This is a genomic window from Enterococcus sp. DIV1420a (assembly GCF_051712165.1).
GTDB classification, from domain to species: domain Bacteria; phylum Bacillota; class Bacilli; order Lactobacillales; family Enterococcaceae; genus Enterococcus; species Enterococcus faecalis.
In genome coordinates this window covers 1,385,675-1,411,363 of record NZ_JBIOOI010000002.1, presented here as the reverse complement: position 1 = coordinate 1,411,363, position 25,689 = coordinate 1,385,675, and the positions used below count along the sequence as shown (strand labels likewise).

The following is a 25,689-nucleotide window of genomic DNA, read 5'->3' as shown; positions in this document are numbered from 1 at the left end:
AATGAAGATTAAAGGAGTGTTCTTTTATGTATGAAAATTTATTACCTCGTTTTTTACGCTATGTGAAAACAGAAACACGCTCAGATGCAACAAGCACAACGACACCATCAACACAAACACAAGTAGCCTTTGCACAAACCTTAAAAAAAGAATTAGAAGAATTAGGAATGAGCGATGTTATTTATAACGAAACAAATGGTTTTGTGATTGCTACGTTACCTAGTAACGTGGAGAAAGACGTTCGTTCAATCGGCTTTATTGCCCATATGGATACCGCTGATTTTAATGCAGTGAATGTTTCTCCGCAAATTGTTGAGAACTATGACGGAGAATCAACGATTCCTTTAGATAAAGAAGGCAAATTCACTTTAAATACGAAAGACTTTCCTAACTTAAAAAATTATCGTGGTGAAACACTTATCACAACAGATGGTACCACTTTATTAGGGGCTGATGATAAATCAGGTATTGCGGAAATAATGACAGCCATGGAATATTTAATTAATCACCCAGAAATTAAACATGGCACCATTCGTGTGGCTTTCGGTCCTGACGAAGAAATTGGTGTAGGTGCCGACAAATTTGATGTCGCTCAATTTAACGTGGATTTTGCTTATACAATGGATGGCGGACCAGTAGGTGAATTACAATTTGAAACGTTTAATGCGGCGCAAGCAGAAATTACAATTCAAGGGAAAAACGTTCATCCAGGAACAGCAAAAAATACAATGATTAATGCGTTACAATTAGGAATTGATTTCCATAATGCCTTACCTGCTGACGAAGTTCCAGAAAAAACAGCAGGTGAAGAAGGCTTTTATCATTTAGCAGCGTTTGCTGGAACGCCAGAAGAAGCTACAATGACGTATATTATTCGCGATCACAATCGCGAGATTTTTGAAGCACGTAAAGCTAAAATTAAAGAAATTCAGCAAACATTGAATGCACCATTTGATGAAGAACGAATCAAAGTTGATTTATTTGATCAATACTATAATATGCGAGAAGTGATTGAAAAAGATATGTCCATTGTCGAAATTGCTAAACAAGCAATGGAAGAATTGTCAATTCAACCAATTATTGAACCTGTTCGCGGTGGAACGGATGGCTCAAAAATTTCTTATTTAGGGATTCCCACACCAAATATCTTTGCTGGTGGCGAAAATATGCATGGCCGTTTTGAATTTGTTTCATTACAAGCCATGGAAAAAGCGACCAATGTGATTATTAAAATTGCTGAATTAAATGCAAAATAAATGAGGCACTCAATAGGAAAGTAAGAAAACGGGCAACCGAGAACTTACTTTCCTGTTGTAGTTTCATGAGTCATTGAAAAATTTTTTGCAATTAGAATCAGAACAAGGTATCCTAGTACAGTAACTAGTTAGGAGGCCAGAAAGAATGCTTCAGTGGATAGTAATCATTTATTTCCTCGTCATTAATTTAGTATTGTTTAGTATGATGGGTTATGATAAAAAACAAGCAAAACGTGGGGACTGGCGTATTCCAGAACGCCGCTTATTGACGATAGGACTTGTCGGTGGCGGTCTAGGTGGGCTAATGGGACAAAAGAAATTTCATCATAAAACCCAAAAACCAGTTTTTGCATTGTGTTATTCAATTGGCGTAATCGCGATGATTAGTTGCATCTATCTAACGTTTAAGTAAGAACAAAAAAGGAGAAGCGATGAAAGGAAAAGTAAAAATTGGCTTAAATATGTTGTTAATGATTATCGTTTTAGGCGTAATCTTTTATGTCATGGATAATTCATTAAGTGATATTTTTGCTCAACTGATGGAAACGAGTTGGCTGGTGCTGATTGCTGTTATTTTTTTTGGAGTAGTTTATCAATTTGCAGAAGGGCGCTCAATCAAGGAAATAGCTCGTTATTTTAACAAAGACTTTACAACAGTGGATGGTTTTTTTACTTCTTGTTATGTAGCATTTTATCGGATTATTTCATTTGGCACGGGAACCTTGCTTTCAGAAATTTATTTTTATAAGAAAAAGGGAATTCCTGTTTCTAAAAGTGTGGGGATAACGGCATTACATATGATTATGTACAAAGCAGCCGTGATTTTTTTAGCAATTATTGGTTTGATTATTCAATTTTCCCTGTTTTATGAAAATGCGCCTAAGATGATTCCATTCATTTTAGCAGGTGTTATTTTAACATTAGTAATAATTGCAGCATTACTTATTTTATCTAGTAGCTTAAAGTTGCAAGTTTTATTGGTTAAGTTTGCCAATCGTTGGTTTAAACGACCAAAACTAAGAGATTGGGTGGATAATTGTAATTTACAAATCTATTCCTTGCGGGCAGCTGTCCAAACAATTACACAAGATCGCTCAGCGTTGCTTCGAATCTTTTCATGGAATGTATTTAAATTATTATTTTGGTACATTATTCCTTACATTGTTTTAGTAGAAAATCACCCGAATATTGATTTATTATTAGTGATGTCCTTTACCAGTTTTGCTGTTATTCTTTCAGGAGTTATTCCGACACCTGCTGGCATTGGTCCATTTGAATTTGTTTACTTATTGTTGTTTAAACCATTGGTCGGCAATGTTGATGCTGTAGCATCTGTTTTACTGTATCGATTTGGTAGCTTTGTGTTACCCTTTTTGATTGGCTTGGTTTATGTCGCCATTGAGAAACGAAAATCATTACGCATTGAGATTGAAGAAATAAAACGTCAAACAGATGAATAAGATAGAACGAGAAAAAGAGTCGCTCTTTTTCTCGTTCTTTTTTTTTAAAAGGAATTGACTTGTACGAGGGATGTCTTATAATAGACTTAATACATGACTAAAAAATATTTTTTTGAACTAATAAAAATTATGGTAAAGGGGTGGCGAAAATTATTGCTGATTGTACAGCAGTGCTGTTATGCGGCGGGAAAAGTTCACGGATGGGATTTGATAAAGCATTATTGAAAATTCAAGGGCAATACGTGATCTTGCAAACAGCTGAAAAGTTAATGGAACTGTTCGAAGAGGTTATTTTAGTAACGAATGATAGTCAAAAATTTCCTAAGGCGTTTAGAAAATGCACAATCATTCAAGATATGTATCTTGGAAAGGGGCCATTAGGTGGGATTGTGACAGCAATGAACTATACTCAGAAAGCTGAAGTGTTTGTAATTGCCTGTGATATACCAACTTTTTCTCCTAAACTTGTGTATCAGTTAGCCTCTAAGCGTGGACAAAATCAAGTAACAATCTTTGACTTTGAAGGTCGTCAAGAACCATTATTTGGCTTTTATCGATGTTCTTGTTTACCAACATTTCAAAAACAGCTTGCGCAAAATAACTATCAGGTTCGCCAAGAATTTGAGCGTCTATCTGTAAAAACGGTGCAACTATCAAAAGAGAATCAACTTAAAAATGTCAATCGAAAAGAAGAATTGTCTCAGTGGTATCGATAAAAAGGAGGAATCGTAATGGATTTTTTCAGTAGTGAAGAAATAGTTGCAAGCTTAGGTGATAAGGCAGAAATGAAAGGTAAATTATCGTTTGTTCGACTCTGTATTTTAGGCATCATGGCTGGTTTTTGTATTGCACTGGGTTACTTGGCGTTTATTCGTATCACTGGAACTGCCCCCACAGAATGGGGAAGTTTTAACAACTTTCTGGGTGGAGCTTTATTTCCAGTTGGATTGATAGCGCTTACTTTTGTTGGTGGTGAGTTAGCAACAGGCAATATGATGGTAATGACATTAGGCGTATTACAGAAAAAGGTTAGAGTGGGCGCTCTTTGTTATAACTGGCTAGTTGTTTTATTGACCAATTGTCTAGGCGGATTTCTTGTGGCGTATTTATTTGGCCATATTGTTGGGTTAACTGAAGGTGCGTTTCTGGATAAAACAGTCGCAGTTGCTCAGGCGAAAATTGCTGATCCACCGCTAGTTGCTTTTGTTTCAGGGATTGGCTGTAATATTTTTGTTTGTTTAGCGGTTTATCTCGGAGCGTTGGCAAAATCATATTTAGGTAAAATGTTTGGCTTATGGTTTCCTGTCATGGTTTTCGTTGTTTGTGGGTTTCAACACGTGGTCGCCAATGCGTTTATTATTCCAGCGGCAATTTTTTCACAAAGTACCACAATCAGTTGGTGGGATTATTTGCAGAATACATTATGGGTATTTTTAGGCAATGCAGTAGGTGGCAGTCTTTTTATGGCCGTACCATTGATCTTTATGACAAAACCAGCAACTGTCAAACCAAGAGTTGAGAAAACGATTCAGACGGAGGAGCTCTATGGCAATTGAGATACCAAACATGATTCAAATTGGTTCTACTGGTCGGAATAGTGGCAAAACGACATTAGCCGAAGCCCTTATTAAACAGTACCAAGAAGTCTATCCAATTTATGGCTTGAAGATTATTACGATTAGTGGTCAACGAGGGGTGTGTCAACGAGGCACAAAAGGATGCGGAATTTGTACCAGTATTACAGCTGGTTATGAATTAGTAGAAGAGCAAGAGACGATTGGCAATAAAGATACCATGAAATTATTAGCTGCAGGTTGTCAAAAAGTTTTTCTATTGAAAGTTTTTCAAGAAAATTTGGCGGAAGCCATTCAGCAATTTCTGAAAGCTGTGCCGGCCCAAGCATTAATCATTTGTGAATCAAATTCATTACGTAATGTTGTGCAGCCAGGACTATTTCTTATGATGAATAACCAGAATCGCCAAAAAGAATCAGCAAAAAAAGTTATAGATAAAGCCGATTTTTGTTTACTATCTGCTGAAATACCAAAAGAATTGCGTATCTATTATCAAGGAGAACAACTTCAAGTTTCACTAAAAAGGGGGAATAAAAAGGAATGTGTGCATTAAGCTTAATTGAAAAAGAAGCGATTATTCTAGAAAACGATGCTGATCCACAACGAATTTTAAATATTTTAATTGAATTACAATTTGCTTCAGAAGAAGGGTATATCGATCAGGAGACAGCTCAATTAGTTGCAGAGCATCTACATTTAACGGAAGCGCGAGTCTATGAAATCGTCAGTTTTTATGCCATTTTAAAGACGGAACCGCAAGCGAAGTATGTCTTGAAGATTTGTAACAGCACACCGTGTCATTATACTGGTGGGGCGATGGTTGCCGAAGTTTTAGAAACTATTTTAGAAGTGCCAGAGAATCAGCCGACCCCAGATGGCTTATTTATGTATCACAGTATTCCTTGTATCGGGGCTTGTGATTTGGGTCCAGTAATTAAAATTAAGGACACCGTTTTTAGTCAACTAACAGAAGAGAAAATTTATCAATTAATTCAACATTTACAAAATGATTGCTATGAAGGATTGTAGGAGGTGAGTCAATGCTTAAGAGAAACCAACCAATGTTATTAGAGAGAATGGGAAAAATGCAATCTGCGACCGATGTTGCTGAATATTGTAAATACGATGGATTTGATGGTTTAAAAAGAGCAATTTCACTATCGGATGAAGAAATTTTAAACGAACTGGATGTTGCTCACTTAAGAGGTCGCGGTGGAGCAGCCTATCCTTTAGGAAAAAAATGGCGCCATCTTTATCATGCAAAAGGAACCACAAAGTACATTGTTTGTAATGCTGATGAAGGCGAACCAGGGACCTTTAAGGATAAAGTACTTTTATCTGAAGATCCATTGAGTGTGATTGAAGGAATGATCATTGCTGGCTATTTATTTTCAGCAAAAGCAGGTTATATTTATATGCGAGGAGAATATCGCAGAATCCAAAAAACATTTCAAGAAGCACTGGATAATGCACGACAAGCTGGCTTTTTAGGGGAAAACATTTTAGGAATTGAAGGATTCAATTATGATATTACGATTATTTCTGGTGCTGGCGCCTATATTTGTGGGGAAAATTCAGCACTTTTAAATTCAATTGAAGGAAAAACGGGGCGGCCGCGTGTTAAACCACCACACTTAGCAGATGTTGGTTTATATTTGCAACCAACATTAGTAAATAATGTTGAATCATTTGCAAGTGTTCCTGTAATTTTACGAGAAGGTGGACAAGCCTTTTTAGAGATGGGTACTGCCGATGGTGGCGGAACAAAGCTAATTTGTTTGTCTGGACATATTAAAAATCGGGGCTTATACGAGGTCAACCTTGGAACACCATTAGAAGAAATAATTTATGGCGAGCAATACGGCGGAGGCTCTGCAACTGGTCGAGCATTAAAATTTATTCATTTCGGTGGACAATCCGGTCCAATTGGTGCTGTTGCAACGTTAAGGGATTGTTTGTATTCCTACGAAGATTTATGGGCCCATGACTTATCTGTCGGCTCTGGCGCAATTGTAGTAATGGATGATTCAGTCAATGTTGTGGACTATTTAGTACACGTGGCGGCCTTTTTTGCTCATGAGTCCTGTGGTAAATGCACCCCTTGTCGATTGGGAACAACTAGGATTTTGGAATTATTGAGTAAATTCAATCGGAACGAGGCAACAGCTAGTGATTTGCCACGATTGGAAAAGATGCTCACACATGTCACGCGATTATCAGCTTGTGGTTTGGGCCAATCCGTCGCAAATCCAATGAAGAGTGCATTGGCTTTGTTTCCAGAAGAATTTGAAACGACTGCTGAAACAGAAATCTATGCCACCAGCAAAGGAGGTTGGTAAAAATGAAAACAAAGTTGCATACGCAAACAGTTACGTTGTCTATTGATAACCAAGAAGTAACTGTGCCTAAAGGGACTACTATTCTCGAAGCAGCGAAAGGGCTAGGTGTTGAAATTCCAACGCTCTGTCATTTAAAGGAATTAGCACCTGATGGTTCTTGTCGGATGTGCGTGGTTGAGGTGGAAGGCGGCCGACGTGGTGGCTTAACAACTGCTTGTACGGCACATTGTCAAGAGGACATGGTTGTGTCAACACATTCTGAAAAAGTTGCTGATTCCAGACGTTTTATTCTTGATTTATTATTGAGTAATCATAAATTAGAATGTTTTTCTTGTGGAAAAAACGGGGATTGTCAATTACAACAGTATGCGCTAGATTATGGGATTGATGCCACTAGCTTTACCGAGGGAAAAAGAATGCCTTGCCATCAAGAAGATACCAGTAATCCATTTTTCTCTTATGATCCAGAAAAGTGTATCATGTGTCGTCGTTGTGCCCGTGTCTGTCAATTGCGGCAGGGAAGAGATGTACTTAGTATTGCTAATCGTGGCTTTGAAACAAAAATGATGCCGAGTTATGGGCAGGCGTTTGATCAATCTATCTGTGAATCATGTGGCAATTGTGTCTCTTCCTGTCCTACAGGTGCGTTAACAGCAAAAGATACAAAAGAGTACCGCAAATGGGAAACCCAGAAAATTCCTACAACTTGTCCGCATTGTGGGACAGGCTGTCAGATGAATTTACTCGTTAAAAACAATCGTTTGGTGGGTGTTGAACCCATAGATGGACCAGCTAATAAAAATTTACTTTGTGTGAAAGGAAAATTTGCTTCATATAAATTTGTTGGGTCAGGAGATCTCTTAACGGAGCCATTAATTAAACGGAATGGCATTTTTGAACCTGCTTCTTGGGAAGAAGCCTTAACGCTTGTTTCGTCAAAATTTAACGAAATTAAAGCAGAAAACGGTCCGGATGCTCTTGCTGGTTTTTCGTGCTCTAGAGCGACAAATGAAGATAATTATGTCTTTCAAAAAATGGTGCGTGCTGCTTTTGGTACCAATAATGTTGATAACTGTGCCCGTGTTTGTCATTCGGCTTCGGTCCATGGTTTAGCCCAAACCTTAGGCTCTGGTGCGATGACTAATCCTATTGCTGATATCACTGAAGATGTCGACATGATTTTATTAGTAGGTTCCAATCCAGAAGAAGCTCATCCAGTTATTGGTGCGCAAATTCGCCAAGCCATCCAAAGAGGAACGCAAGTTGTTGTTGTTGATCCGCGGAAAATTAACTTAGTGAAGGATAGTGCGTTGCATTTACAAGTTCAGGCGGGAACGAATGTCGCATTTGCTAATGGCATGATGCATGTGATTTTGAAAGAAGGTTTAGCAGATCGCCATTTTATTGAAGAACGGACAGAAGGATTTTTAGATTTAGAAAAAATGGTGGCTGATTATACGCCGGAAAAAGTCGCAGAAATTTGTCATATTCATCCAGAAGATTTAATTCAAGCAGCACGCATGTATGCAAAAGCAGAGAAAGCACCAATCATTTATTGTTTAGGCGTAACGGAACATTCGACAGGAACTGAGGGTGTTATGAGTATGTCTAATTTGGCAATGTTGGTTGGTAAAGTTGGAAAACCAGGCTGTGGTGTCAATCCTTTGCGAGGTCAAAATAATGTTCAAGGTGCTTGCGATATGGGCTGTATGCCTTATGATTTCCCAGGCTATCAAAAAGTCAATAATCCAGAAGTGATCGACAAATTTGAAAAAGCTTGGCATGTGCCGTTAAATCGAAACACAGGTTTAACTTCTACTAAAGTCTTACCAGCAGCAACGGCAGGAAGCGTCAAAGGCCTTTATATTTTTGGAGAAGATCCAATTGTTACGGATCCAGACACAGGACATGTTCGTCAAGCTTTAGAAAGTTTAGACTTTTTAGTTGTTCAAGAATTATTTATGACCGAAACGGCTGCTTATGCAGATGTCGTTTTACCAGGCATCAGTTATGCAGAAAAAGACGGGACATTTACAAATACAGAACGGCGCGTGCAAAGAGTCCGTAAAGCTGTTGAACCAAGAGGACAAGCGCGAGAAGACTATGAAATTTTTTGTGAAGTCATGACACGAATGGGCTATCCTTGTGCGTATGAATCTGCAAAAGAAATTATGGAAGAAATTTCAGCTGTGACGCCTTCGTTTGGTGGAATTAATTATGAACGATTAGAGAAGGAGAGCTTACAATGGCCTTGTCGTAGCTTGACAGATCCAGGTACGCCGATTATGCATGTGGGCAGTTTTGCTCGTGGGAAAGGTTTATTTAAAGCAATTCCGTATAAGCAAGCACAAGAATTACCAGATGAAGAGTACCCGTATTTAATGTCGACAGGCCGAATGCTTTACCATTACAATACCCGAGCAATGACAGGACGAACGGAAGGGATTAACCAAATAGCGAATCACTCTTATATTGAGATAAATGCAGTCGATGCACAAGCTCTGGGAATCCAAGAAGGTGACAAAGTGGAAGTTCATTCTCGACGTGGCAAAATTGAAACCTATGCGGCTGTCGGAAATCGAGTATTTCCGCAAGAAGTCTTTATGACATTCCACTTTCCAGATGGGAATGTTAACGAAATCACCAATGCTGTATTTGATGATATCGCCACAATTCCTGAATATAAAGTTTGTGCCGTTGCGATTAAACCAGTGAATAAATAAAAAAGGATGGTTAAAACATGATCGAGTTGGAAGAAGCACGAGAGAAAATGACCCAACATATGAAGAGTCAATGTGAAACAGAAGAAGTGGCGCTGCTTGATTCCTTGGGGCGGATTAGCGGAGAAACCATTTTTGCAGAGACAGCGATTCCTCATTTTCCTCGTGCCGGAATGGATGGGTATGCCGTTCGTGCAGTAGAAACACGAGGTGCGACTGCTGAAAGCCCAAGTTGTTTAAAAGTCGTCGGTTCTTTAGTGGCAGGGGATTCCATGTTTTATTGTAATCAGACGAATAACTGTGCGATTAAAATAACAACAGGTGCTTTTATTCCAACCGATTTTGATGCTGTAGTGCCACAAGAATGGACGGATTTTGGGCAAGACCATGTTAAAATTTTTCGCTCTGTCACTGCGGGCCAAAACTATGCGGAAATTGGAGAAGATATTGCTTTTCAGCAAAAAATTTTAGCAAAACATCAACAGATTAATAGTCGCATGATTGGTTTGTTGGCAATGCAAGGGATTGATAAAGTTGTTGTTTTGAAGCGCATGAAGGTGGGGATTTTAGCGACCGGTAGTGAGTTAGTTTCTTTGGAAGAACCGCTGTCAATTGGGAAAATTTATAATAGTAATCTCTACATGTTAGCAGCTTTTGTCAAAGCAAGTGGCAATGAAGTAATCCACCTAGACCATTGTTCAGATGACCCTGAAGAATTAGCGAAGAGGCTGATTGAGATTTCACCAAAACTTGATGTATTAATTACTTGTGGTGGTGTTTCGGTAGGTGAAAAGGACAATTTACCTTTAGCAATTAAACGTATCGGAGGAACAGAGTTGTTTCATTTTGTAAATATGAAACCTGGAACCCCAGTTATGGGAAGTCAATTTCAAGAAACACTCATTTTAAGCGTTTCAGGCAATCCGTTTGCGGCAATGGTTAATTTACATCTTTTTTACTGGACATTATTAGCTACTTTTTTTAATTGTGTCGAGTTAAATCTCAAGGAACGAACAGTAATTTTAGCGCATGAATTAACCCCTAGTAGACTACGTCGATTTTACCGAGCGAAAGAAATAGATGGCACAGTAAATTTAGTGACAAAAAGTCATCTTTCATCCAATTTATCAAATACTTTAGAAACAAATTGCCTGCTAGAACAACCAGCTGGTGTACTACTCAAAAAAGGCGCGCTTGTAAAAGTCTATTATTGGCAAACTTGATGACAACCTGACCTAAGATTAGTATGAAAGTAAGAGCCTGGAACAAAAATCACTTTGGATTTTTGTTCCAGGCTTAAAAATTGATAAACGGCGGGAACAGAAGCAACACTACGCGTTGCTCCGATCTCAACAACTTCTAAGGTGTTTTCTCGACATGCGTCTCGTCACAGTACAGCCTTCAAAAGAGCTACAGCTCTAAGAGTTGCGATGTTTCACTGTGAAGCATGAACAGATGAAATCATCGTACCTACTTGGTGAAGGTCCTTCGGAAATAAGCCGAAATTGTTGAGAATCACGAAGAACGTAGTGATTCGATGATGAACAATACCTACTTGGTCTCCAAAAATTAAAGAACACCGGGTAGGTATCATGCAACATCAACTCGTTCCTCGTTGTGTTTTATGACAATTTTCGGAAATTTCTTCTTATTGCTGAGAAACACTATTTGCAAAGCAAATAGATGTTGAACAGTACCTACTTGGTTCTCGGAGTTAAGCACTTCTGTCCCGACCTCTTATTGCTTATCAAGTTTTAAGACTTAGACAAAAGTCTGGTCAGGCTAAGCGAAGCACGTAATTTTTGTCGCTTAACTTTTTTAACTTCGATTTCTCGCTAAAAAAAATTATGGATGCCAGATTGTTTTTTTGATGCAAGAGTGATACACTTGAAAAAGAAGTATTGTGTAAACGTTAACAAATGTCAAATGTGAGGTGGAGAAATGGTTCAAAGTAAGGAATTTACGCACTTGAATACACAAGGAGAAGTGCATATGGTTGATATTTCGGAAAAAAATGACACTCAAAGAACAGCCCTCGCTTATGGAGAAATTCACATGTTGGAAGCGACAGCAGAAGCGATTCAGACCCAAATGATTAAAAAAGGTGAAGTATTACAGGTAGCAAGAGTAGCTGGGATTACCGCCGCAAAACGAACGTTTGAATGGATTCCTTTGTGTCATTTGGTTGCTTTGACAAAGTGTGAAATTCAGTTTGATTGGCGCAATCAAACTTGTTTAGAAGTACGTTGCTTTACAAAAACAGTGGGTTCAACTGGCGTTGAAATGGAAGCGCTAACAGGTGTGCAGGCAGCACTCTTAACAATTTATGACATGTGTAAAGCAATTGATCGAGGAATGACAATGACAAACATTGGTTTATTAGAGAAAAATGGTGGACGTAGTGGTCATTTCATTCGTTCTTCAATTAAATCAAAGGAAAGTGATGAGTGAACAGCATGAAAGATGCATTTAACCGTGAAATTGATTATGTTCGTTTGTCTTTAACAGATCGTTGTGACTTACGTTGCACGTATTGCATGCCAGCAACAGGTCTTTGCTTTTTAAAAAAAGAGCAGCTTCTAACAGATGATGAGATTATTTTTTTATTGAGGATACTAGCGAAAGAAGGCATCAAAAAAGTTAAATTAACAGGTGGTGAACCGCTTGTTAGACCGAATTTACTCTCTTTAATTAAAAGGATAAAGCAAATCTCAGGAATCGAAAAAGTAACCTTAACGACTAATGGCATGAAGTTAGCTCGTGAGGCTCAAGGATTAAAAGAGGCGGGCTTGGACGGCATTAATATTAGCTTAGACACTTTGGATCCAGAAGAATTTCGTGAAATAACAAGAGTTGGTCAGTTAAGGAATGTTCTGGCGGGCTTAGAACAAGCGATTGATGTGGGATTACCTAATATCAAAATTAATACTGTAGCTAGGAAAGAGCTAAGTGAAGCAACAATTGTAGAACTGGCTGAAATCGCTAAGAAAGAGACTGTGCATCTTCGTTTCATTGAAATGATGCCAATTGGATTAGGGAAGGAGCATCCAGGTAAGCAACAAGAAGAAGTAGAAGCCATTTTAACCAAATATTATGGAACGTTGCAACCATACCAAAAACCATTGGGCAATGGCCCTGCTAGTTATTACGCCTTAAAAGATTTTAAAGGGAAAATAGGTTTTATTAGTGCATTAGGGCATTGTTTTTGCGAGACGTGCAATCGAATCCGAATTACTGCAGACGGCCATTTAAAAACGTGCCTGCATTCTGCAGACGGCTACTCGTTAAAGGAAGCTTTAGCTAAGGAACAAACAGCAGAATTGTTAGGGATTATCAAGAGTGGCATTGCCTGTAAGCCTGAAAAACATCTTTTCTTGGAACAACAAGGAGAACAACGATTTATGTCACAAATAGGAGGGTAAGTATGAAAACAGGAGAAATTATTGCAATAAATATTAGCCCGCGAAGAGGCACACAGAAAAAGGAAATTCCTGAAGTCAACTTAATTAAAGGTTTCGGATTAGAAAATGATGCGCACGGCGGTAATTGGCATCGACAAGTCAGTTTGTTATCTTTTGAAGAAATAACGGCTTTCAATGAAAAAGGAGCTCGGGTTGGCAATGGTGCTTTCGGGGAAAATATTATCGTCTCAGGGATTGATTTACGTCAATTACCTGTTGGAACGAAAATGAAAATAGGCGATTCCGAATTGGTGGTTACTCAAATTGGGAAAGAGTGCCATAAACACTGTCAGATTTACGCGCGAGTGGGCGATTGCATCATGCCTAGAGAAGGGATTTTTGCAGTTGTTGTGACAGAAGGTCATATTAAAAAAGGAGACCAGTTAGACGTTGTTTAAAGTTGGCATTGTAACATTAAGTGATCGTTGCTTTCAAGGACTTGCTGTCGACCAATCGGGGCCCTTGATTCGTGAACAGTTACCTGCGCTCTACCAGGTAACCAAACAAACCATTTTACCAGATGAAGAAAATCAATTAGTAGAGCTATTGCAAGAGTGGTCTAAGACCTGTGATTTGATTTTAACGACAGGCGGCACAGGGTTGAGTGAACGGGATCGGACCCCAGAAGCTACCTTACGTGTAGCAGAGCGAATCATTCCTGGGATCAGTGAGGGCTTGCGTCAACTTAGCTTGGAAAAAACACCATTTGCTATGTTAAGTCGAGGCGTTTCTGTTCAAAGAGGACGCACGCTCATTGTTAATTTGCCTGGTAGCCCGAAAAGTGTAACAGAACATTTGCATTTTTTGTTGCCTGTTTTGCCCCACGCTTTGGATTTAATCACAAATAAAAAAATCATACATGATGAGGAATAAACCATGAAAACAATTCGAACAGAAGAGGCAGTTGGCCTTCCATTGAGTCATGATATTACGCGAATTGACTATGGGAAGACCAAGGAAGTGTGTTTTAAAAAAGGACATATAGTTGTTCAAGAAGATATTCCAATTCTTTTATCATTAGGGAAAAAACATCTGTTTGTTTCCTTGGATCCAGCAGAAATACATGAAGAAGAGGCAGCGACATTTTTGTATAACCTGTTAACAGATGACTCATGTCAGCCGAGTGAAGTCCATGAAGGAAAAATTGTTGCTAAAGCTAGCACGAGAGGCCTTTTAAAAGTCAATCGAGAAAAATTAATTGCTTTAAATGAAATTGAAGGTCTCGCCTTGTCAACTAAAGTTACCAATATAGAAGTTCAGAAAGATGAAAAAGTTGCAGCCTTTCGAGTGATTCCACTAACAATTTCTAAAAGCCAATTAGAAAAGGCACGCCAGTTCAGCACGTCTGAGCCACTAATCTCTGTGAAACCTTTCAAAAAAATACGGGTCGGGATTGTAACTACTGGCAGTGAAGTTTACACAGGATTGGTTGAGGATGCTTTTTACCCTGTGTTAAAAGCCAAGTTCTCCGCGTATCCTTTAGTTACGATTGTCAAGCAAGAAATTGTCGATGATCAGCCGCAAAAAATTACTGTTGCGATCAAAAAGATGTTAGCACAAGGGCTTGATCTGATTGTTTGTACAGGTGGTATGAGTGTAGATCCTGATGATTTGACACCGTTAGCAATTAAGCAGACAGGTGCTGAAATCGTAACCCATGGGACACCAGTCTTACCAGGCTCAATGTTTTTGCTAGCTTATAAAGGAGAGCAAACGATCATTGGCTTACCAGGTGGTGTTTTATTTTCAGAAAAAACGGTTTTTGATTTGTTATTACCAAGATTAATGGCCAAAGAAGTGATAAAAAAATCTGAAATTATTGACTTGAGTTATGGCGGGTATTTATAAAAGAAAAGAGGCGTTCAAATGTCTAAACAAAAAAAGACTGTGTTCTTGCTTAGTTTATTCAGTTTAGTTGCCCTAATTGCTGCATGTACAAATCAGCCGCAAAAAGAAACAGTTTCAACAAAAAAAGAAGAAATAACCCTTGCGGCAGCAGCTAGCTTAGAATCAGTCATGGAGAAGAAAATTATTCCAGCCTTTGAAAAAGAGCATCCAGATATTCAGGTAACTGGAACCTATGATAGTTCTGGAAAATTACAGATGCAAATTGAAAAAGGCCTAAAAGCCGATGTATTTTTCTCAGCTTCGACAAAACAAATGAATGCATTGGTTGCAGAAAAACTAATTAATAAAAAAAGTGTCGTTCCTTTATTGGAAAACCAGCTCGTTCTTATTGTGCCTAACCAAGATCAAGCAAAGTGGCATGATTTTTCTGATTTAAAAAAAGCCCAAATGATAGCAATTGGTGATCCTGCAAGTGTTCCAGCTGGTCAATATGCCGAAGAAGGCTTAAAAGCTTTAGGCGCTTGGTCTTATGTAGAAAAACACGCAAGCTTTGGCACGAATGTAACAGAAGTCCTTGAATGGGTAGCTAATGCAAGTGCAGAAGCTGGCTTAGTTTATGCGACAGATGCAGCAACCAATTCAAAAGTAGCGATTGTTGCGGCCATGCCTGAAGCTGCTTTGAAAAAGCCAATTATCTATCCAGTTGGTAAAGTTGCCGCCTCTAAGAAACAAAAATCAGCAGATGCTTTTTTAAATTTTTTACAGAGTCAACAATGCAGAAAATATTTTGAAAATATTGGCTTTAAGTTAACAAAGTAGGTGGGAAAATGGATGTTCGACCAATTCTTTTATCTTTTCAGACAGCAATAATCGCCATTTTATTTACTTTTATTTTAGGAACAGGCGTTGCGTATATTGTTTTTCGTTTGAAAAATCGTAAATTAAAAATTCTTTTGAATAGTTTATTTACGTTGCCATTAGTTTTACCGCCGACTGTTTTTGGTTTTTTTCTCTTAACTATTTTTGGTGTTCAGCAACCAGTGGGCCAGTTTTTACTTGATTTTTTTGCCATTCAAGTTGTTTTTTCGTGGCCAGCTACGGTTATTGCTGCCGTTGCTGTTTCATTTCCTTTAATGTATCGTTCAGCCTTAACGGCGTTTGAACAAATGGATAGTGAATTGTTGGCTGTGGCCCAGACACTCGGATTTTCGGAAAGTCGATATTTTAGAAAAATTGCGTTACCTTTGTCGATGAACGGTCTCTTGGCCGGTGGCGTGTTAGCCTTTGCCCGTGGGTTAGGCGAATTTGGAGCGACGACAATGTTAGCAGGGAATATTGCTGGTAAAACAAGAACGCTTCCTTTAGCTATCTACTCTGCTGTAGCAAGTGGGGATTGGCGTTTAGCCAATCAATATGTTGTAATTATGTTATTACTTTGCCTGATTATTTTATTTTTTACGGAATTTTTTAGTCAGCGCGCTTGGAGAAGATCGGAATGAGATTAATTGTTGATATTCAAAAAGAATTGAAAAGTCATACTTTGCAAATTCAGTTTGAAACAAAGACTCAAACAACAGGAATTTTAGGTGCTTCTGGTTGTGGCAAGAGTATGTTATTAAAATGTATTGCGGGTGTTGAGACTGCGGATAAAGGTCAGATTGTTTTAAATGATCAAGTCTTATTCGATGCTGAACAAAAGATCAATTTGTCGCCGCAACAACGAAAAATTGGTCTTTTGTTTCAACAGTATGCGTTGTTTCCTCATTTGTCGGTAGTAGAAAATCTGACGTGCGTGACAAAAGATTTACAATTGGTCACTCAATTGCTTGCATCTTTTCACTTAACTAAAGTCCAAGAACAATATCCTAGTCAACTTTCTGGAGGACAAAGACAGCGAGTGGCTTTTGCGCGAATGCTAGCGGCTCAGCCGGCTTACCTGTTATTAGATGAGCCATTTTCCGCATTAGATGCACCCTTAAAGGAAGAGCTGCAAATTGAACTTCAACAGCGATTAAGTAATTTAAATCAACATGCCTTAATTGTGAGTCATAGTTTAGATGAACTGTATAAGTTATGTCAGAGTTTAGTGATAATCACAAAAAACCAAACACTTTTTGGTGCAACAAATCAATTATTTAACCAACCTCAAACGATTGAAGCAGCTAAACTCACTGGTTGTAAAAATATTTGGCCTGTCAAACGCATAGATGCGCACAGAGTCCAAGTGATTGGCTGGCAACAAACACTAACGGTTACACAAGAAGTTCCTATTTCTTGTCATTCTATAGGTATTCGGGCCCATGATTTCACAACAGAACCGCAGGCAACCAATCAAATCGAAGTGCATCACTTACAAACATTGTCAGCACCTTTTGAACAAAGTGCTTGGTTTCAACACCAACAAACCAAAATTTGGTGGAAAGGGAGCAATAGACTCAATCCGAAAGTTATTACTCAGTTATCCATTCCACCTACAGCAATTATGCCATTATGTCTATAAAATAGAAAAAGATTACGTGAAGCGGTTGACATATGATTGCATCTTCATTTATAATAGATTCATGAAAGGTTATTCATGTAAACGGAATAAACGCTATTATATAGGGAGTGAAGGTGTTTAAATGCAAAAGAGTTATAAACTAGAAGGACTTGATTGTGCAAGTTGCGCAGACAAAATTGAAAAATCTGTCCAAAAAATTCACGGAGTAGAAAAAGCGCGTGTGGACTTCATGGCTGAAAAGATGACACTGGAAGTTGAATCAGGACATGATTTAGAAGTCGAAAATGAAGCGCGTGCAGTGATTGGTAAGTTAGAACCAGATGTCAAAGTTATTTCTTTAAAAGATGTCAAAGAAGAAGAGGGACGTAATCCAAATAAGAATCGCTTAATTCGTATCATTATTGCATTTGTTTTATTTTTAGCACTTATTATCATTAAACCAAGTAATAATTGGGTTGCTTTGGCATCTTATTTAGTCGTTTATGTCTTAATTGGTGGCGACATTGTCAAACGAGCGGTAACGAATATTTTTCGTGGGGAAGTGTTTGATGAAAATTTCTTAATGTCTGTGGCAACGATTGGGGCATTCTTTATTGGGGAATATCCCGAAGCTGTGGCAGTAATGTTATTCTACCAAGTCGGCGAATGGTTCCAAAGTGCTGCGGTTGATCAATCCAGAAAATCAATTGCCAAATTAATGGATATTCGTCCAGATTCAGCAAATCTTTTAGTAAATGGACAAATAAAAGCGGTCGCTCCAGATACAATTGAAATTGGGCAACAAATATTAGTGAAACCAGGTGAAAAAGTTCCGTTAGATGGCCACATTATTGATGGATCAAGCATGGTAGATACCTCTGCGTTAACTGGTGAATCCGTTCCAAGAACGGTCAAAGTCGGCGATGAAATCTTAGGTGGTTTTATCAATAAAAATGGGGCCTTGACCATTAATGTTACGAAAAAATTTGGGGATTCAACAGTTAGCAAAATTTTAGATTTAGTTGAAAATGCTAGCAGTAAAAAAGCCCCTGCAGAAAACTTTATTTCTAAATTTGCTCGTTACTATACACCAGTTGTCGTTGTTTTAGCTGTCTTATTGGCAGTGATTCCACCATTTATTTTCCCTGATACTTCTATTAATGAATGGGTTTATCGGGCATTAACGTTCTTGGTTATTTCTTGTCCATGTGCCTTAGTCATTTCTGTTCCTTTAAGTTTCTTCGGTGGAATTGGCGGAGCCAGCAAACTAGGTGTTTTAATTAAAGGAAGCAACTATTTAGAAATTTTAGCGAATACGGAAACGGTTGTTTTTGATAAAACTGGTACGCTAACAAAAGGAAATTTTGTGGTTCAAAACATAACTAGTGTTGTTTTACCTGAAGAAGAGTTGTTACGTTTAACAGCAACAGCAGAACAATTATCCACTCATCCTATTGCTATTTCTATTAAAGAAAGCTATGGCAAAGAAACAGTTCCAGCAACAGCAATTGAAGAGGTTGCCGGACACGGTATCAAAGCCACAATTGAAGGCAAAACAGTTTTAGTCGGTAATGCGAAGTTAATGAAACAATTTGGTATCGAAGCACCAGAAGTGAAGGAAGCGGGAACTTTAATTTTTGTCGCTATTGATAATCAATTTGCAGGCTATTTAGTGATTGCGGATCAATTGAAACCAGACGCCATTTCAGCAATAAAAGAATTAAAGGCTGAAGGGGTCAAACAAACTGTTATGCTGACTGGAGACAATCAACAAGTTGCAGAAGCTATTGCAAAAGAAGTTGGTGTTGACAAAGTTTATGCAGAACTTTTACCAGATGGCAAAGTGGATCGTTTAGAAGAGTTGTTAAAAGCATCCTCACCTAAAAACAAAGTTGCCTTTGTTGGTGACGGCATGAATGATGCACCTGTTTTAGCCCGGGCTGATGTTGGGATTGCCATGGGTGGTTTAGGAAGTGACGCGGCAATTGAAGCTGCTGATGTGGTGATTATGAATGATGAACCAAGTCGTATCGCCTCTGCGATTAAATTATCAAGAAAAACATTGAGAATTGTTAAACAAAACATTATCTTTGCGATTGCTGTTAAAATCATTGTTTTGGTACTAGGTGCATTAGGCTTGGCTTCAATGCAAGCAGCAGTGTTTGCTGATGTTGGTGTAACTATTATCGCTGTATTAAATGCTATGCGTTGTTTACGTGTAGAAAAGATGAAAGATAATAACTAAGCCTTAAAAAGTACAGCTGAAACAAACATTTTTAGCTGATTATCAGAGTTTGAGCGTGGGACAAAAATCACTTTGACTTTTTGTTCCACGCTTTTTCTCCTACACAATTTCTATTCGTTCTTAAATTGCCAGAGTTCTTGTAAAGAAATCTTTAAATTTTTTGCTTTGTGGCATATAATAAGAGAGAATTTGTACGAAAATTGCGCTTCGCTTTTTTTTCATGGTACAATAAGCAAGAATGGATTGATTTACAGGAGGGAACCTCAACATGGCATCAAATGAAAAAACACGATATAAAGCAATCATTGCAGACCATACGTATACAATTATTGGCCAAGAGTCAAAACAACATATGGATTTAGTCACAAAAATTGTCAACGAACAACTGGCGGAAATTAAACATCTTTCTCCGCAAACTGATACGGAACAAGCTTCTGTTTTATTAGCAATTAATGCAATTTCAGATCAACTAAAAAAACAAGAATATGCTTTAAAATTGGAAAAACAAGTAGCAGATTTAAAACAGAAAACCATTCGTTTGGCTGAATTAGAGAATCGTGTGCGCCGAATGGAAATTATCGAAGAAGAAGCACGAGATGTTTTGAAAAAGAATGGACAAGAAGATGTAGAAATTCATAATCATGTGGAAGCCCAACAAATTTTGAATGAAAATCGAAAACAGCAGATTCAAAATAAAGGTGTTTCGGAGTAGTTCCTGAAAGGATGACAAGATGTTAACAATACTTATTTTATTACTTTTAGCCTTTGGATTTTATACAGGAGCTAAACGAGGCTTGATTTTACAAGTGCTCTATTCAGTGGGTTACTTAATTTCATATTTTGTTGCTCGAACCTATTACAAAGAGGTCGCTTCTCATTTAGAATTGTATATTCCATATCCATCGGTTACGCCAACGTCAAAGCTTGTCTTTTTTAATCAAGAGATTTCTTTAGACTTGGACAAAGCCTTTTATTCAGCGGTTGCGTTTTTATTATTGCTGTTTGCAGGCTGGTTGGTCGTTCGTTTTTTAGCTATCTTTTTACATGGATTAACATTTATTCCAGTTTTGAAACAGGTAAATGGACTATTAGGTGGCGTATTAAGTGTTCTTGTGTTATACGTGGGTCTTTTTCTAGTGTTAGCTACGGCGTCAATGATTCCGTCAGATATTGTCCAAAATCAGTTTCGATCAAGTGGCTTGGCACGAGGCATTGTAAAAAATACCCCAATTCTAACAAAACAAGCATATGAATTATGGGTTGAACCAATTACGAAATAAAGCTGAATGGGACTGAGATAGAGATAAGAAGTAAGTGAGCAAAGCGAAACTTCTTATGTTATGTCTCAGTCTTTTCAACAAATGAAAAAGTTAGAAAAGTAGGTGGAAAAATGAATCAGCGTATTCTATCAACATTAGGGTTTGATAAAGTAAAACAACAGTTGTTGCAATTTATTGTGACAGCTCAGGGGACAAACGAAGTTTCGGAATTATTACCGATTGCTGATGAAAATAAAATTCAAGCATGGCTAAATGAAACACAGGATGGTTTAAAAGTTCAACGATTACGTGGTGGAATCCCCATTCCTAAATTAGAAAATATCCAACCACACATGAAACGGATTGAAATTGGTGCGGATTTAAATGGTGTAGAATTAGCACAAGTAGGTCGTGTCTTATCGACTACTTCAGAACTGACTCGTTTTTTTGATGAGTTAAGTGAAAATGAAGTGGATTTTGAACGTTTATATATGTGGCGAGAGCAACTAGAAGTTTTGCCTGAATTAAATCGCCAACTCAAACAAGCCATTGATGATGATGGCTACGTCACAGATGAAGCTTCGCCAGCCTTAAAGGCAATTCGACAAAATATTCGTCGTAGTGAGCAGACCATTCGAGAAGAACTAGATAGTATTATTCGTGGGAAAAACGCACGTTATCTGAGTGATGCCCTTGTTACTATGCGAAATGAACGCTACGTGATTCCAGTCAAACAAGAATATAAAAATATTTTTGGTGGCGTGGTTCACGACCAAAGTGCTTCAGGTCAAACCTTATTTATTGAACCTAAACAAATTTTAGAAATGAATAATCGTTTGCGACAACAACAAATTGCCGAAAGAAATGAGATTACTCGCATCTTGGCAGAACTGTCGGCTGAGTTGGTCCCTTATCGCCGAGAAATTACGCATAATGCTTATGTCATCGGTAAACTTGATTTTATTAATGCTAAGGCGCGACTAGGAAAAGAACTAAAAGCAGTTGTTCCAGAAATTAGTCAAGCAAATCATGTAGTTTTTAAACAAGCCCGGCACCCACTATTGGATCCAGAAAAAGCTGTAGCCAATGACATTGTGATTGGAGAAGAATATCAAGCAATTGTGATTACAGGGCCTAATACCGGCGGGAAAACCATTACTCTGAAAACGTTAGGTCTTTTACAATTAATGGGTCAAGCTGGATTACCTATTCCGGTTGAAGAAGAGAGTAAAATGGGGATTTTTACAGAAGTATTTGCGGATATCGGGGATGAACAATCGATTGAACAAAGTTTAAGTACTTTCTCTTCACATATGACGAATATCGTGTCTGTCTTAAAGAAAGTCGATCATCAAAGTTTAGTACTATTTGATGAATTAGGTGCTGGGACAGATCCGCAAGAAGGGGCCGCTTTAGCGATTGCCATTTTAGATTCATTGGGCGCTAAAGGAGCCTATGTGATGGCAACAACCCATTATCCTGAATTAAAAGTGTATGGCTATAATCGAGCTGGAACAATCAATGCCAGTATGGAATTTGATGTAGATACCTTGAGTCCAACCTATCGTTTATTAATTGGCGTGCCTGGCCGAAGTAATGCTTTTGAAATTTCGAAACGTCTTGGATTAGACAACAGTATTATTGAAGCTGCAAAACAAATAATGGACGGTGAAAGTCAAGATTTAAACGAAATGATTGAAGACCTGGAAAACCGTCGCAAAATGGCCGAAACTGAATATTTAGAAGCTCGCCACTATGTCGATGAATCGGCGGCTTTGCATAAAGAACTGAAAGAAGCCTATCAAGTGTTTTTTGAAGAACGAGAAAAAGAATTACAAAAAGCGCGGAAAGAAGCGAATAAAATTATTGCAGAAGCGGAAGAAAATGCGGAAACTATTATTTCTGATATTCGCAAAATGCAATTGGAAAGTGGCCAACAAGGTGGTGTCAAAGAACATCAGTTAATTGATGCGAAAACACAACTTTCTCAATTACACCACGAAGAAACCAAGCTTGCTAAAAACAAAGTGCTGAAGAAGGCGAAAGAACAGAAAAAATTAAAAGCTGGCGATGAAGTAATTGTCAATACTTACGGCCAACGAGGGACATTATTAAAAGACAACGGCAAAGGACAATGGCAAGTCCAATTAGGCATTTTAAAAATGAACGTATCTGAAGAGGATATGACGCCTGTCGCTCCACAAAAAGAAGCAAAACCAAGAGTTACAACGGTTCGTTCTGCAGAAAGCAGTCATGTTGGCACACAACTAGACTTACGTGGCAAACGCTACGAAGAAGCATTGGCAGAAGTTGACCAATACATTGATGCTGCGATTCTAGCGGGCTATCCACAAGTAACCATTGTTCACGGCAAAGGAACAGGTGCATTAAGAACTGGAATAACGGAATTTTTAAAAAATCACCGCAGTGTGAAAAGCTATGAATTTGCGCCACAAAACCAAGGTGGTAATGGTGCGACTGTCGTAAAATTCCAATAAACAAGGACTTACAATAAGTAAGCAGAACACTCGCTATCTTAGAGATGACGTGTTATACTAAGCATGTAATAAGAGTAAAGAGTAGGAGGTTTGTGAAATGACACAAGCAATTACCGATAAAGATTTTGCAACAGAAACAGATGAAGGATTAGTCTTAATCGACTTTTGGGCAACTTGGTGTGGCCCTTGTCGTATGCAAGCACCCATCTTAGAACAATTATCTGAAGAATATGATGAAGACGAAGTGAAAATCGTCAAAATGGATGTGGATGAAAATCCTGCAACACCAGCAAGTTTTGGAATCATGAGCATCCCAACATTGCTATTGAAAAAAGATGGCGAAGTTGTTGAAAAAGCAGTCGGTGTTCATACAAAAGACCAATTGCAAGCAATGATTGCCAAACACTTATAAACGTTGATTAGTCATTACGAATAGTCTGATTCAGTCTGAAGGGAAATCTTTAACGATTGTCTTTTCAGGCTGTTTCTTTCGTACATAAAGTAGCGGCTTTTTTTGTTTAATTACAAAAAGAGGTGTATAATAGATGAAGCATTTTGTTAGAAAGGAAGTATCGTATGAACGAACGAATAAAAAATAAATTAGCACTGCTTCCTGATCAACCTGGTTGTTATTTAATGAAAGATAAAAACGGCACGATTATCTATGTTGGGAAAGCCAAAATTTTGAAAAACCGTGTCCGGTCTTATTTTCGTGGTAGCCATGATACTAAGACAGAACGATTAGTCAGTGAAATCGATGATTTTGAATATATTGTGACAGAATCGAATATTGAAGCACTTTTATTAGAAATTAATTTAATCCATAAAAATAATCCCAAATATAACATCATGTTAAAAGACGATAAAACCTATCCTTTTATCAAAATCACAAACGAAAAATATCCTCGTTTAATGATTACTCGAAAGGTTTTAAAAGATAAAGCGTTATATTTCGGGCCATATCCAGATGTAAATGCAGCGAATGAAACAAAGAAACTGTTAGATCGGCTTTTTCCTTTGCGAAAATGTAATCCATCGCAAAAAACACCTTGTTTGTATTATCATTTAGGACAATGTCTGTGTCCCTATGCTTTTGATGTGGATCCGCAAGTCTACAAAGATATGGTGGAAGAGATTAAAGGGTTTCTCTCTGGTGGACATACAGAAATTCAGGACCGCTTACAAGAAAAAATGGCTTATGCAGCTGCACATATGGAATTTGAAAAAGCTGCAGAATTTCGCGATCAAATTAAAGCGATTGAAACAGTTATGACCCGCCAAAAAATGACGAATGTGGATTTAATTGATCGTGATGTGTTTGGTTATGCTGTTGATAAAGGCTGGATGTGTGTCCAAGTATTCTTTGTCAGACAAGGAAAATTAATCGAACGTGATGTATCGATTTTTCCATTTTATGATGATGCCAGTGAAGCATTTTTAACTTTTATTGGACAATTTTATCAAGAGAATGAGCATTTTGTGCCAAAAGAAGTCTTGATTCCTGATGACATTGATAAAGAAAGCGTCGAAGCTTTATTAGCTACGAAAATCTTGCAGCCGCAACGGGGAGAAAAGAAAAAACTGGTTAAATTAGCCAGTAAAAATGCTGCAGTTGCTTTAAATGAAAAATTTGATTTGATTGTACGGAAACAAGAACGAACAATTGGCGCAGTTGAAAAATTAGGCAATGCGATGAACATACCTGCGCCCATTCGAATTGAAGCATTTGATAATTCAAATATTATGGGAACAAACCCTGTTTCTGCGATGGTTGTGTTTATTGACGGACGGCCAGCTAAAAATGAGTATCGAAAATATAAAATAAAAACCGTCCAAGGTCCTGATGATTACGCTTCTATGAGAGAAGTCATTTATCGCAGATATTCACGAGTTTTAAAAGAAGGCTTGCCTTTTCCTGATTTAATTTTAATCGATGGTGGTAAAGGTCAAGTCGATGTTGCCAAAGATGTGTTAGCCAATCAACTAGGAGTCGATATTCCTGTAGCTGGATTAGCCAAGAACGACAAGCACAAAACGAGTGAACTTTTATTTGGTCCAAACTTAGAAGTTGTACCATTGGAAAGAAACTCACAAGAATTTTTCTTGTTGCAACGAATCCAAGATGAAGTCCATCGTTTTGCCATCACATTTCATCGTCAATTACGTAGTAAAAATAGTTTTGCTTCCAAATTAGATAACATTGAAGGCTTGGGACCGAAACGCAAAAAAAATCTTTTAAAAGAATTTAAATCGCTTAAAAATATTACGGCAGCCAGTGTTGAAGAATTAAGAAAAGCTGGGTTACCTGAAACTGTCGCGAAGAATGTGTATCGTCATTTGCACCAAGAAACAACCTCTGAGATAGAAAAATAAATGAAAACAAGCCAGAGGTCGGGACAGAAACGTTTAGCTCCGAGAACCAAGTAGGTACTGTTCAACATCTATTTGCTTTGCAAATAGTGTTTCTCAGCAATAAGAAGGAATTTCCGAAAATTGTCATAAAACACAACGAGGAACGAGTTGATGTTGCATGATACCTACCCAGTGCTC

Annotated in this window: 24 protein-coding genes; all 24 read left to right on the top strand. The window is 38.0% G+C overall.

Annotated elements, in window-relative coordinates; genetic code table 11:
* The first annotated feature begins 26 nt into the window (after positions 1-26).
* On the top strand, positions 27-1,256 hold the full coding sequence (gene pepT / locus IGI80_RS18095; RefSeq protein ID WP_002360428.1) for a peptidase T: 1,230 nt from the start codon (positions 27-29) through the stop codon (positions 1,254-1,256).
* A gap of 145 nt (positions 1,257-1,401) precedes the next feature.
* Positions 1,402-1,668 carry a DUF1294 domain-containing protein gene (locus tag IGI80_RS18090; RefSeq protein WP_002357729.1) on the top strand — a complete coding sequence of 89 codons (267 nt, stop codon included), beginning with the start codon at positions 1,402-1,404 and terminating at the stop codon, positions 1,666-1,668.
* 19 nt (positions 1,669-1,687) lie between these two features.
* On the top strand, positions 1,688-2,716 hold the full coding sequence (locus IGI80_RS18085) for a lysylphosphatidylglycerol synthase transmembrane domain-containing protein (protein WP_002360426.1): 1,029 nt from the start codon (positions 1,688-1,690) through the stop codon (positions 2,714-2,716).
* Between the two features lie 140 nt (positions 2,717-2,856).
* The gene (mobA, locus tag IGI80_RS18080) at positions 2,857-3,432 is read left to right on the top strand and encodes a molybdenum cofactor guanylyltransferase (RefSeq protein ID WP_002357726.1); all 576 of its coding nucleotides are present in this window, start codon (positions 2,857-2,859) and stop codon (positions 3,430-3,432) included.
* A 15-nt stretch (positions 3,433-3,447) separates the two neighbouring features.
* The gene (locus tag IGI80_RS18075; protein WP_002361749.1) at positions 3,448-4,272 is read left to right on the top strand and encodes a formate/nitrite transporter family protein; all 825 of its coding nucleotides are present in this window, start codon (positions 3,448-3,450) and stop codon (positions 4,270-4,272) included.
* Entirely contained in the window at positions 4,262-4,843 is a 582-nt protein-coding gene (locus IGI80_RS18070) for a hypothetical protein (RefSeq protein ID WP_002357724.1), read from the top strand. Before IGI80_RS18075 ends, IGI80_RS18070 begins: the two co-directional genes overlap by 11 nt.
* On the top strand, positions 4,831-5,319 hold the full coding sequence (locus IGI80_RS18065; protein WP_002357722.1) for an NADH-quinone oxidoreductase subunit NuoE family protein: 489 nt from the start codon (positions 4,831-4,833) through the stop codon (positions 5,317-5,319). The genes IGI80_RS18070 and IGI80_RS18065 overlap by 13 nt, the downstream gene beginning before the upstream one ends.
* 11 nt (positions 5,320-5,330) lie before the next feature.
* Positions 5,331-6,629 carry a complex I 51 kDa subunit family protein gene (locus IGI80_RS18060; RefSeq protein ID WP_002363880.1) on the top strand — a complete coding sequence of 433 codons (1,299 nt, stop codon included), beginning with the start codon at positions 5,331-5,333 and terminating at the stop codon, positions 6,627-6,629.
* A gap of 2 nt (positions 6,630-6,631) precedes the next feature.
* Positions 6,632-9,352, top strand: coding sequence for a formate dehydrogenase subunit alpha (gene fdhF, locus IGI80_RS18055; RefSeq protein ID WP_438724232.1), 2,721 nt, complete (start codon positions 6,632-6,634; stop codon positions 9,350-9,352).
* Between the two features lie 17 nt (positions 9,353-9,369).
* Positions 9,370-10,572: a molybdopterin molybdotransferase MoeA gene (locus IGI80_RS18050; protein WP_002357718.1), complete on the top strand. Its 1,203-nt coding sequence runs from the start codon at positions 9,370-9,372 to the stop codon at positions 10,570-10,572.
* A 718-nt stretch (positions 10,573-11,290) separates the two neighbouring features.
* Positions 11,291-11,800: a cyclic pyranopterin monophosphate synthase MoaC gene (gene moaC / locus IGI80_RS18045; RefSeq protein ID WP_002369470.1), complete on the top strand. Its 510-nt coding sequence runs from the start codon at positions 11,291-11,293 to the stop codon at positions 11,798-11,800.
* Positions 11,797-12,771: a GTP 3',8-cyclase MoaA gene (moaA, locus tag IGI80_RS18040; protein WP_002357715.1), complete on the top strand. Its 975-nt coding sequence runs from the start codon at positions 11,797-11,799 to the stop codon at positions 12,769-12,771. The genes moaC and moaA overlap by 4 nt, the downstream gene beginning before the upstream one ends.
* Positions 12,772-12,773: 2 nt before the next feature.
* The gene (locus tag IGI80_RS18035) at positions 12,774-13,208 is read left to right on the top strand and encodes an MOSC domain-containing protein (RefSeq protein ID WP_002357714.1); all 435 of its coding nucleotides are present in this window, start codon (positions 12,774-12,776) and stop codon (positions 13,206-13,208) included.
* Complete coding sequence (locus IGI80_RS18030) at positions 13,201-13,683, top strand: MogA/MoaB family molybdenum cofactor biosynthesis protein (protein ID WP_002361756.1); 483 nt, start codon at positions 13,201-13,203, stop codon at positions 13,681-13,683. Before IGI80_RS18035 ends, IGI80_RS18030 begins: the two co-directional genes overlap by 8 nt.
* A gap of 3 nt (positions 13,684-13,686) precedes the next feature.
* Positions 13,687-14,658, top strand: coding sequence for a molybdopterin-binding protein (locus tag IGI80_RS18025; RefSeq protein WP_002357712.1), 972 nt, complete (start codon positions 13,687-13,689; stop codon positions 14,656-14,658).
* Between the two features lie 18 nt (positions 14,659-14,676).
* On the top strand, positions 14,677-15,477 hold the full coding sequence (gene modA / locus IGI80_RS18020) for a molybdate ABC transporter substrate-binding protein (RefSeq protein ID WP_002357711.1): 801 nt from the start codon (positions 14,677-14,679) through the stop codon (positions 15,475-15,477).
* An 8-nt stretch (positions 15,478-15,485) separates the two neighbouring features.
* On the top strand, positions 15,486-16,157 hold the full coding sequence (gene modB / locus IGI80_RS18015; protein WP_002360415.1) for a molybdate ABC transporter permease subunit: 672 nt from the start codon (positions 15,486-15,488) through the stop codon (positions 16,155-16,157).
* Positions 16,154-17,158 carry an ATP-binding cassette domain-containing protein gene (locus tag IGI80_RS18010; RefSeq protein WP_002360411.1) on the top strand — a complete coding sequence of 335 codons (1,005 nt, stop codon included), beginning with the start codon at positions 16,154-16,156 and terminating at the stop codon, positions 17,156-17,158. The genes modB and IGI80_RS18010 overlap by 4 nt, the downstream gene beginning before the upstream one ends.
* A gap of 121 nt (positions 17,159-17,279) precedes the next feature.
* Entirely contained in the window at positions 17,280-19,382 is a 2,103-nt protein-coding gene (locus IGI80_RS18005) for a heavy metal translocating P-type ATPase (protein ID WP_438724231.1), read from the top strand.
* A gap of 268 nt (positions 19,383-19,650) precedes the next feature.
* Positions 19,651-20,094 carry a cell division protein ZapA gene (gene zapA / locus IGI80_RS18000; RefSeq protein WP_002357706.1) on the top strand — a complete coding sequence of 148 codons (444 nt, stop codon included), beginning with the start codon at positions 19,651-19,653 and terminating at the stop codon, positions 20,092-20,094.
* Positions 20,095-20,113: 19 nt separating this feature from the next.
* Positions 20,114-20,662, top strand: a complete 549-nt coding sequence (locus IGI80_RS17995) for a CvpA family protein (protein WP_002357705.1) — start codon at positions 20,114-20,116, stop codon at positions 20,660-20,662.
* A gap of 110 nt (positions 20,663-20,772) precedes the next feature.
* A complete protein-coding gene (locus IGI80_RS17990) occupies positions 20,773-23,139 on the top strand; it encodes an endonuclease MutS2 (protein WP_002361764.1) in 2,367 nt (788 codons plus the stop codon).
* A gap of 97 nt (positions 23,140-23,236) precedes the next feature.
* Entirely contained in the window at positions 23,237-23,551 is a 315-nt protein-coding gene (trxA, locus tag IGI80_RS17985; RefSeq protein WP_002357703.1) for a thioredoxin, read from the top strand.
* Positions 23,552-23,715: 164 nt separating this feature from the next.
* Positions 23,716-25,512, top strand: coding sequence for an excinuclease ABC subunit UvrC (gene uvrC / locus IGI80_RS17980; RefSeq protein ID WP_002366633.1), 1,797 nt, complete (start codon positions 23,716-23,718; stop codon positions 25,510-25,512).
* The last annotated feature ends 177 nt before the right edge of the window (positions 25,513-25,689 follow it).

Coding starts and splice junctions, on each gene's coding strand:
- pepT (WP_002360428.1), top strand. CDS start 27: ATGTATGAAAATTTATTACCTCGTTTTTTACGCTATGTGAAAACAGAA.
- IGI80_RS18090 (WP_002357729.1), top strand. CDS start 1,402: ATGCTTCAGTGGATAGTAATCATTTATTTCCTCGTCATTAATTTAGTA.
- IGI80_RS18085 (WP_002360426.1), top strand. CDS start 1,688: ATGAAAGGAAAAGTAAAAATTGGCTTAAATATGTTGTTAATGATTATC.
- IGI80_RS18075 (WP_002361749.1), top strand. CDS start 3,448: ATGGATTTTTTCAGTAGTGAAGAAATAGTTGCAAGCTTAGGTGATAAG.
- IGI80_RS18070 (WP_002357724.1), top strand. CDS start 4,262: ATGGCAATTGAGATACCAAACATGATTCAAATTGGTTCTACTGGTCGG.
- IGI80_RS18065 (WP_002357722.1), top strand. CDS start 4,831: ATGTGTGCATTAAGCTTAATTGAAAAAGAAGCGATTATTCTAGAAAAC.
- IGI80_RS18060 (WP_002363880.1), top strand. CDS start 5,331: ATGCTTAAGAGAAACCAACCAATGTTATTAGAGAGAATGGGAAAAATG.
- fdhF (WP_438724232.1), top strand. CDS start 6,632: ATGAAAACAAAGTTGCATACGCAAACAGTTACGTTGTCTATTGATAAC.
- IGI80_RS18050 (WP_002357718.1), top strand. CDS start 9,370: ATGATCGAGTTGGAAGAAGCACGAGAGAAAATGACCCAACATATGAAG.
- moaC (WP_002369470.1), top strand. CDS start 11,291: ATGGTTCAAAGTAAGGAATTTACGCACTTGAATACACAAGGAGAAGTG.
- IGI80_RS18035 (WP_002357714.1), top strand. CDS start 12,774: ATGAAAACAGGAGAAATTATTGCAATAAATATTAGCCCGCGAAGAGGC.
- IGI80_RS18025 (WP_002357712.1), top strand. CDS start 13,687: ATGAAAACAATTCGAACAGAAGAGGCAGTTGGCCTTCCATTGAGTCAT.
- modA (WP_002357711.1), top strand. CDS start 14,677: ATGTCTAAACAAAAAAAGACTGTGTTCTTGCTTAGTTTATTCAGTTTA.
- modB (WP_002360415.1), top strand. CDS start 15,486: ATGGATGTTCGACCAATTCTTTTATCTTTTCAGACAGCAATAATCGCC.
- IGI80_RS18010 (WP_002360411.1), top strand. CDS start 16,154: ATGAGATTAATTGTTGATATTCAAAAAGAATTGAAAAGTCATACTTTG.
- IGI80_RS18005 (WP_438724231.1), top strand. CDS start 17,280: ATGCAAAAGAGTTATAAACTAGAAGGACTTGATTGTGCAAGTTGCGCA.
- zapA (WP_002357706.1), top strand. CDS start 19,651: ATGGCATCAAATGAAAAAACACGATATAAAGCAATCATTGCAGACCAT.
- IGI80_RS17995 (WP_002357705.1), top strand. CDS start 20,114: ATGTTAACAATACTTATTTTATTACTTTTAGCCTTTGGATTTTATACA.
- IGI80_RS17990 (WP_002361764.1), top strand. CDS start 20,773: ATGAATCAGCGTATTCTATCAACATTAGGGTTTGATAAAGTAAAACAA.
- trxA (WP_002357703.1), top strand. CDS start 23,237: ATGACACAAGCAATTACCGATAAAGATTTTGCAACAGAAACAGATGAA.
- uvrC (WP_002366633.1), top strand. CDS start 23,716: ATGAACGAACGAATAAAAAATAAATTAGCACTGCTTCCTGATCAACCT.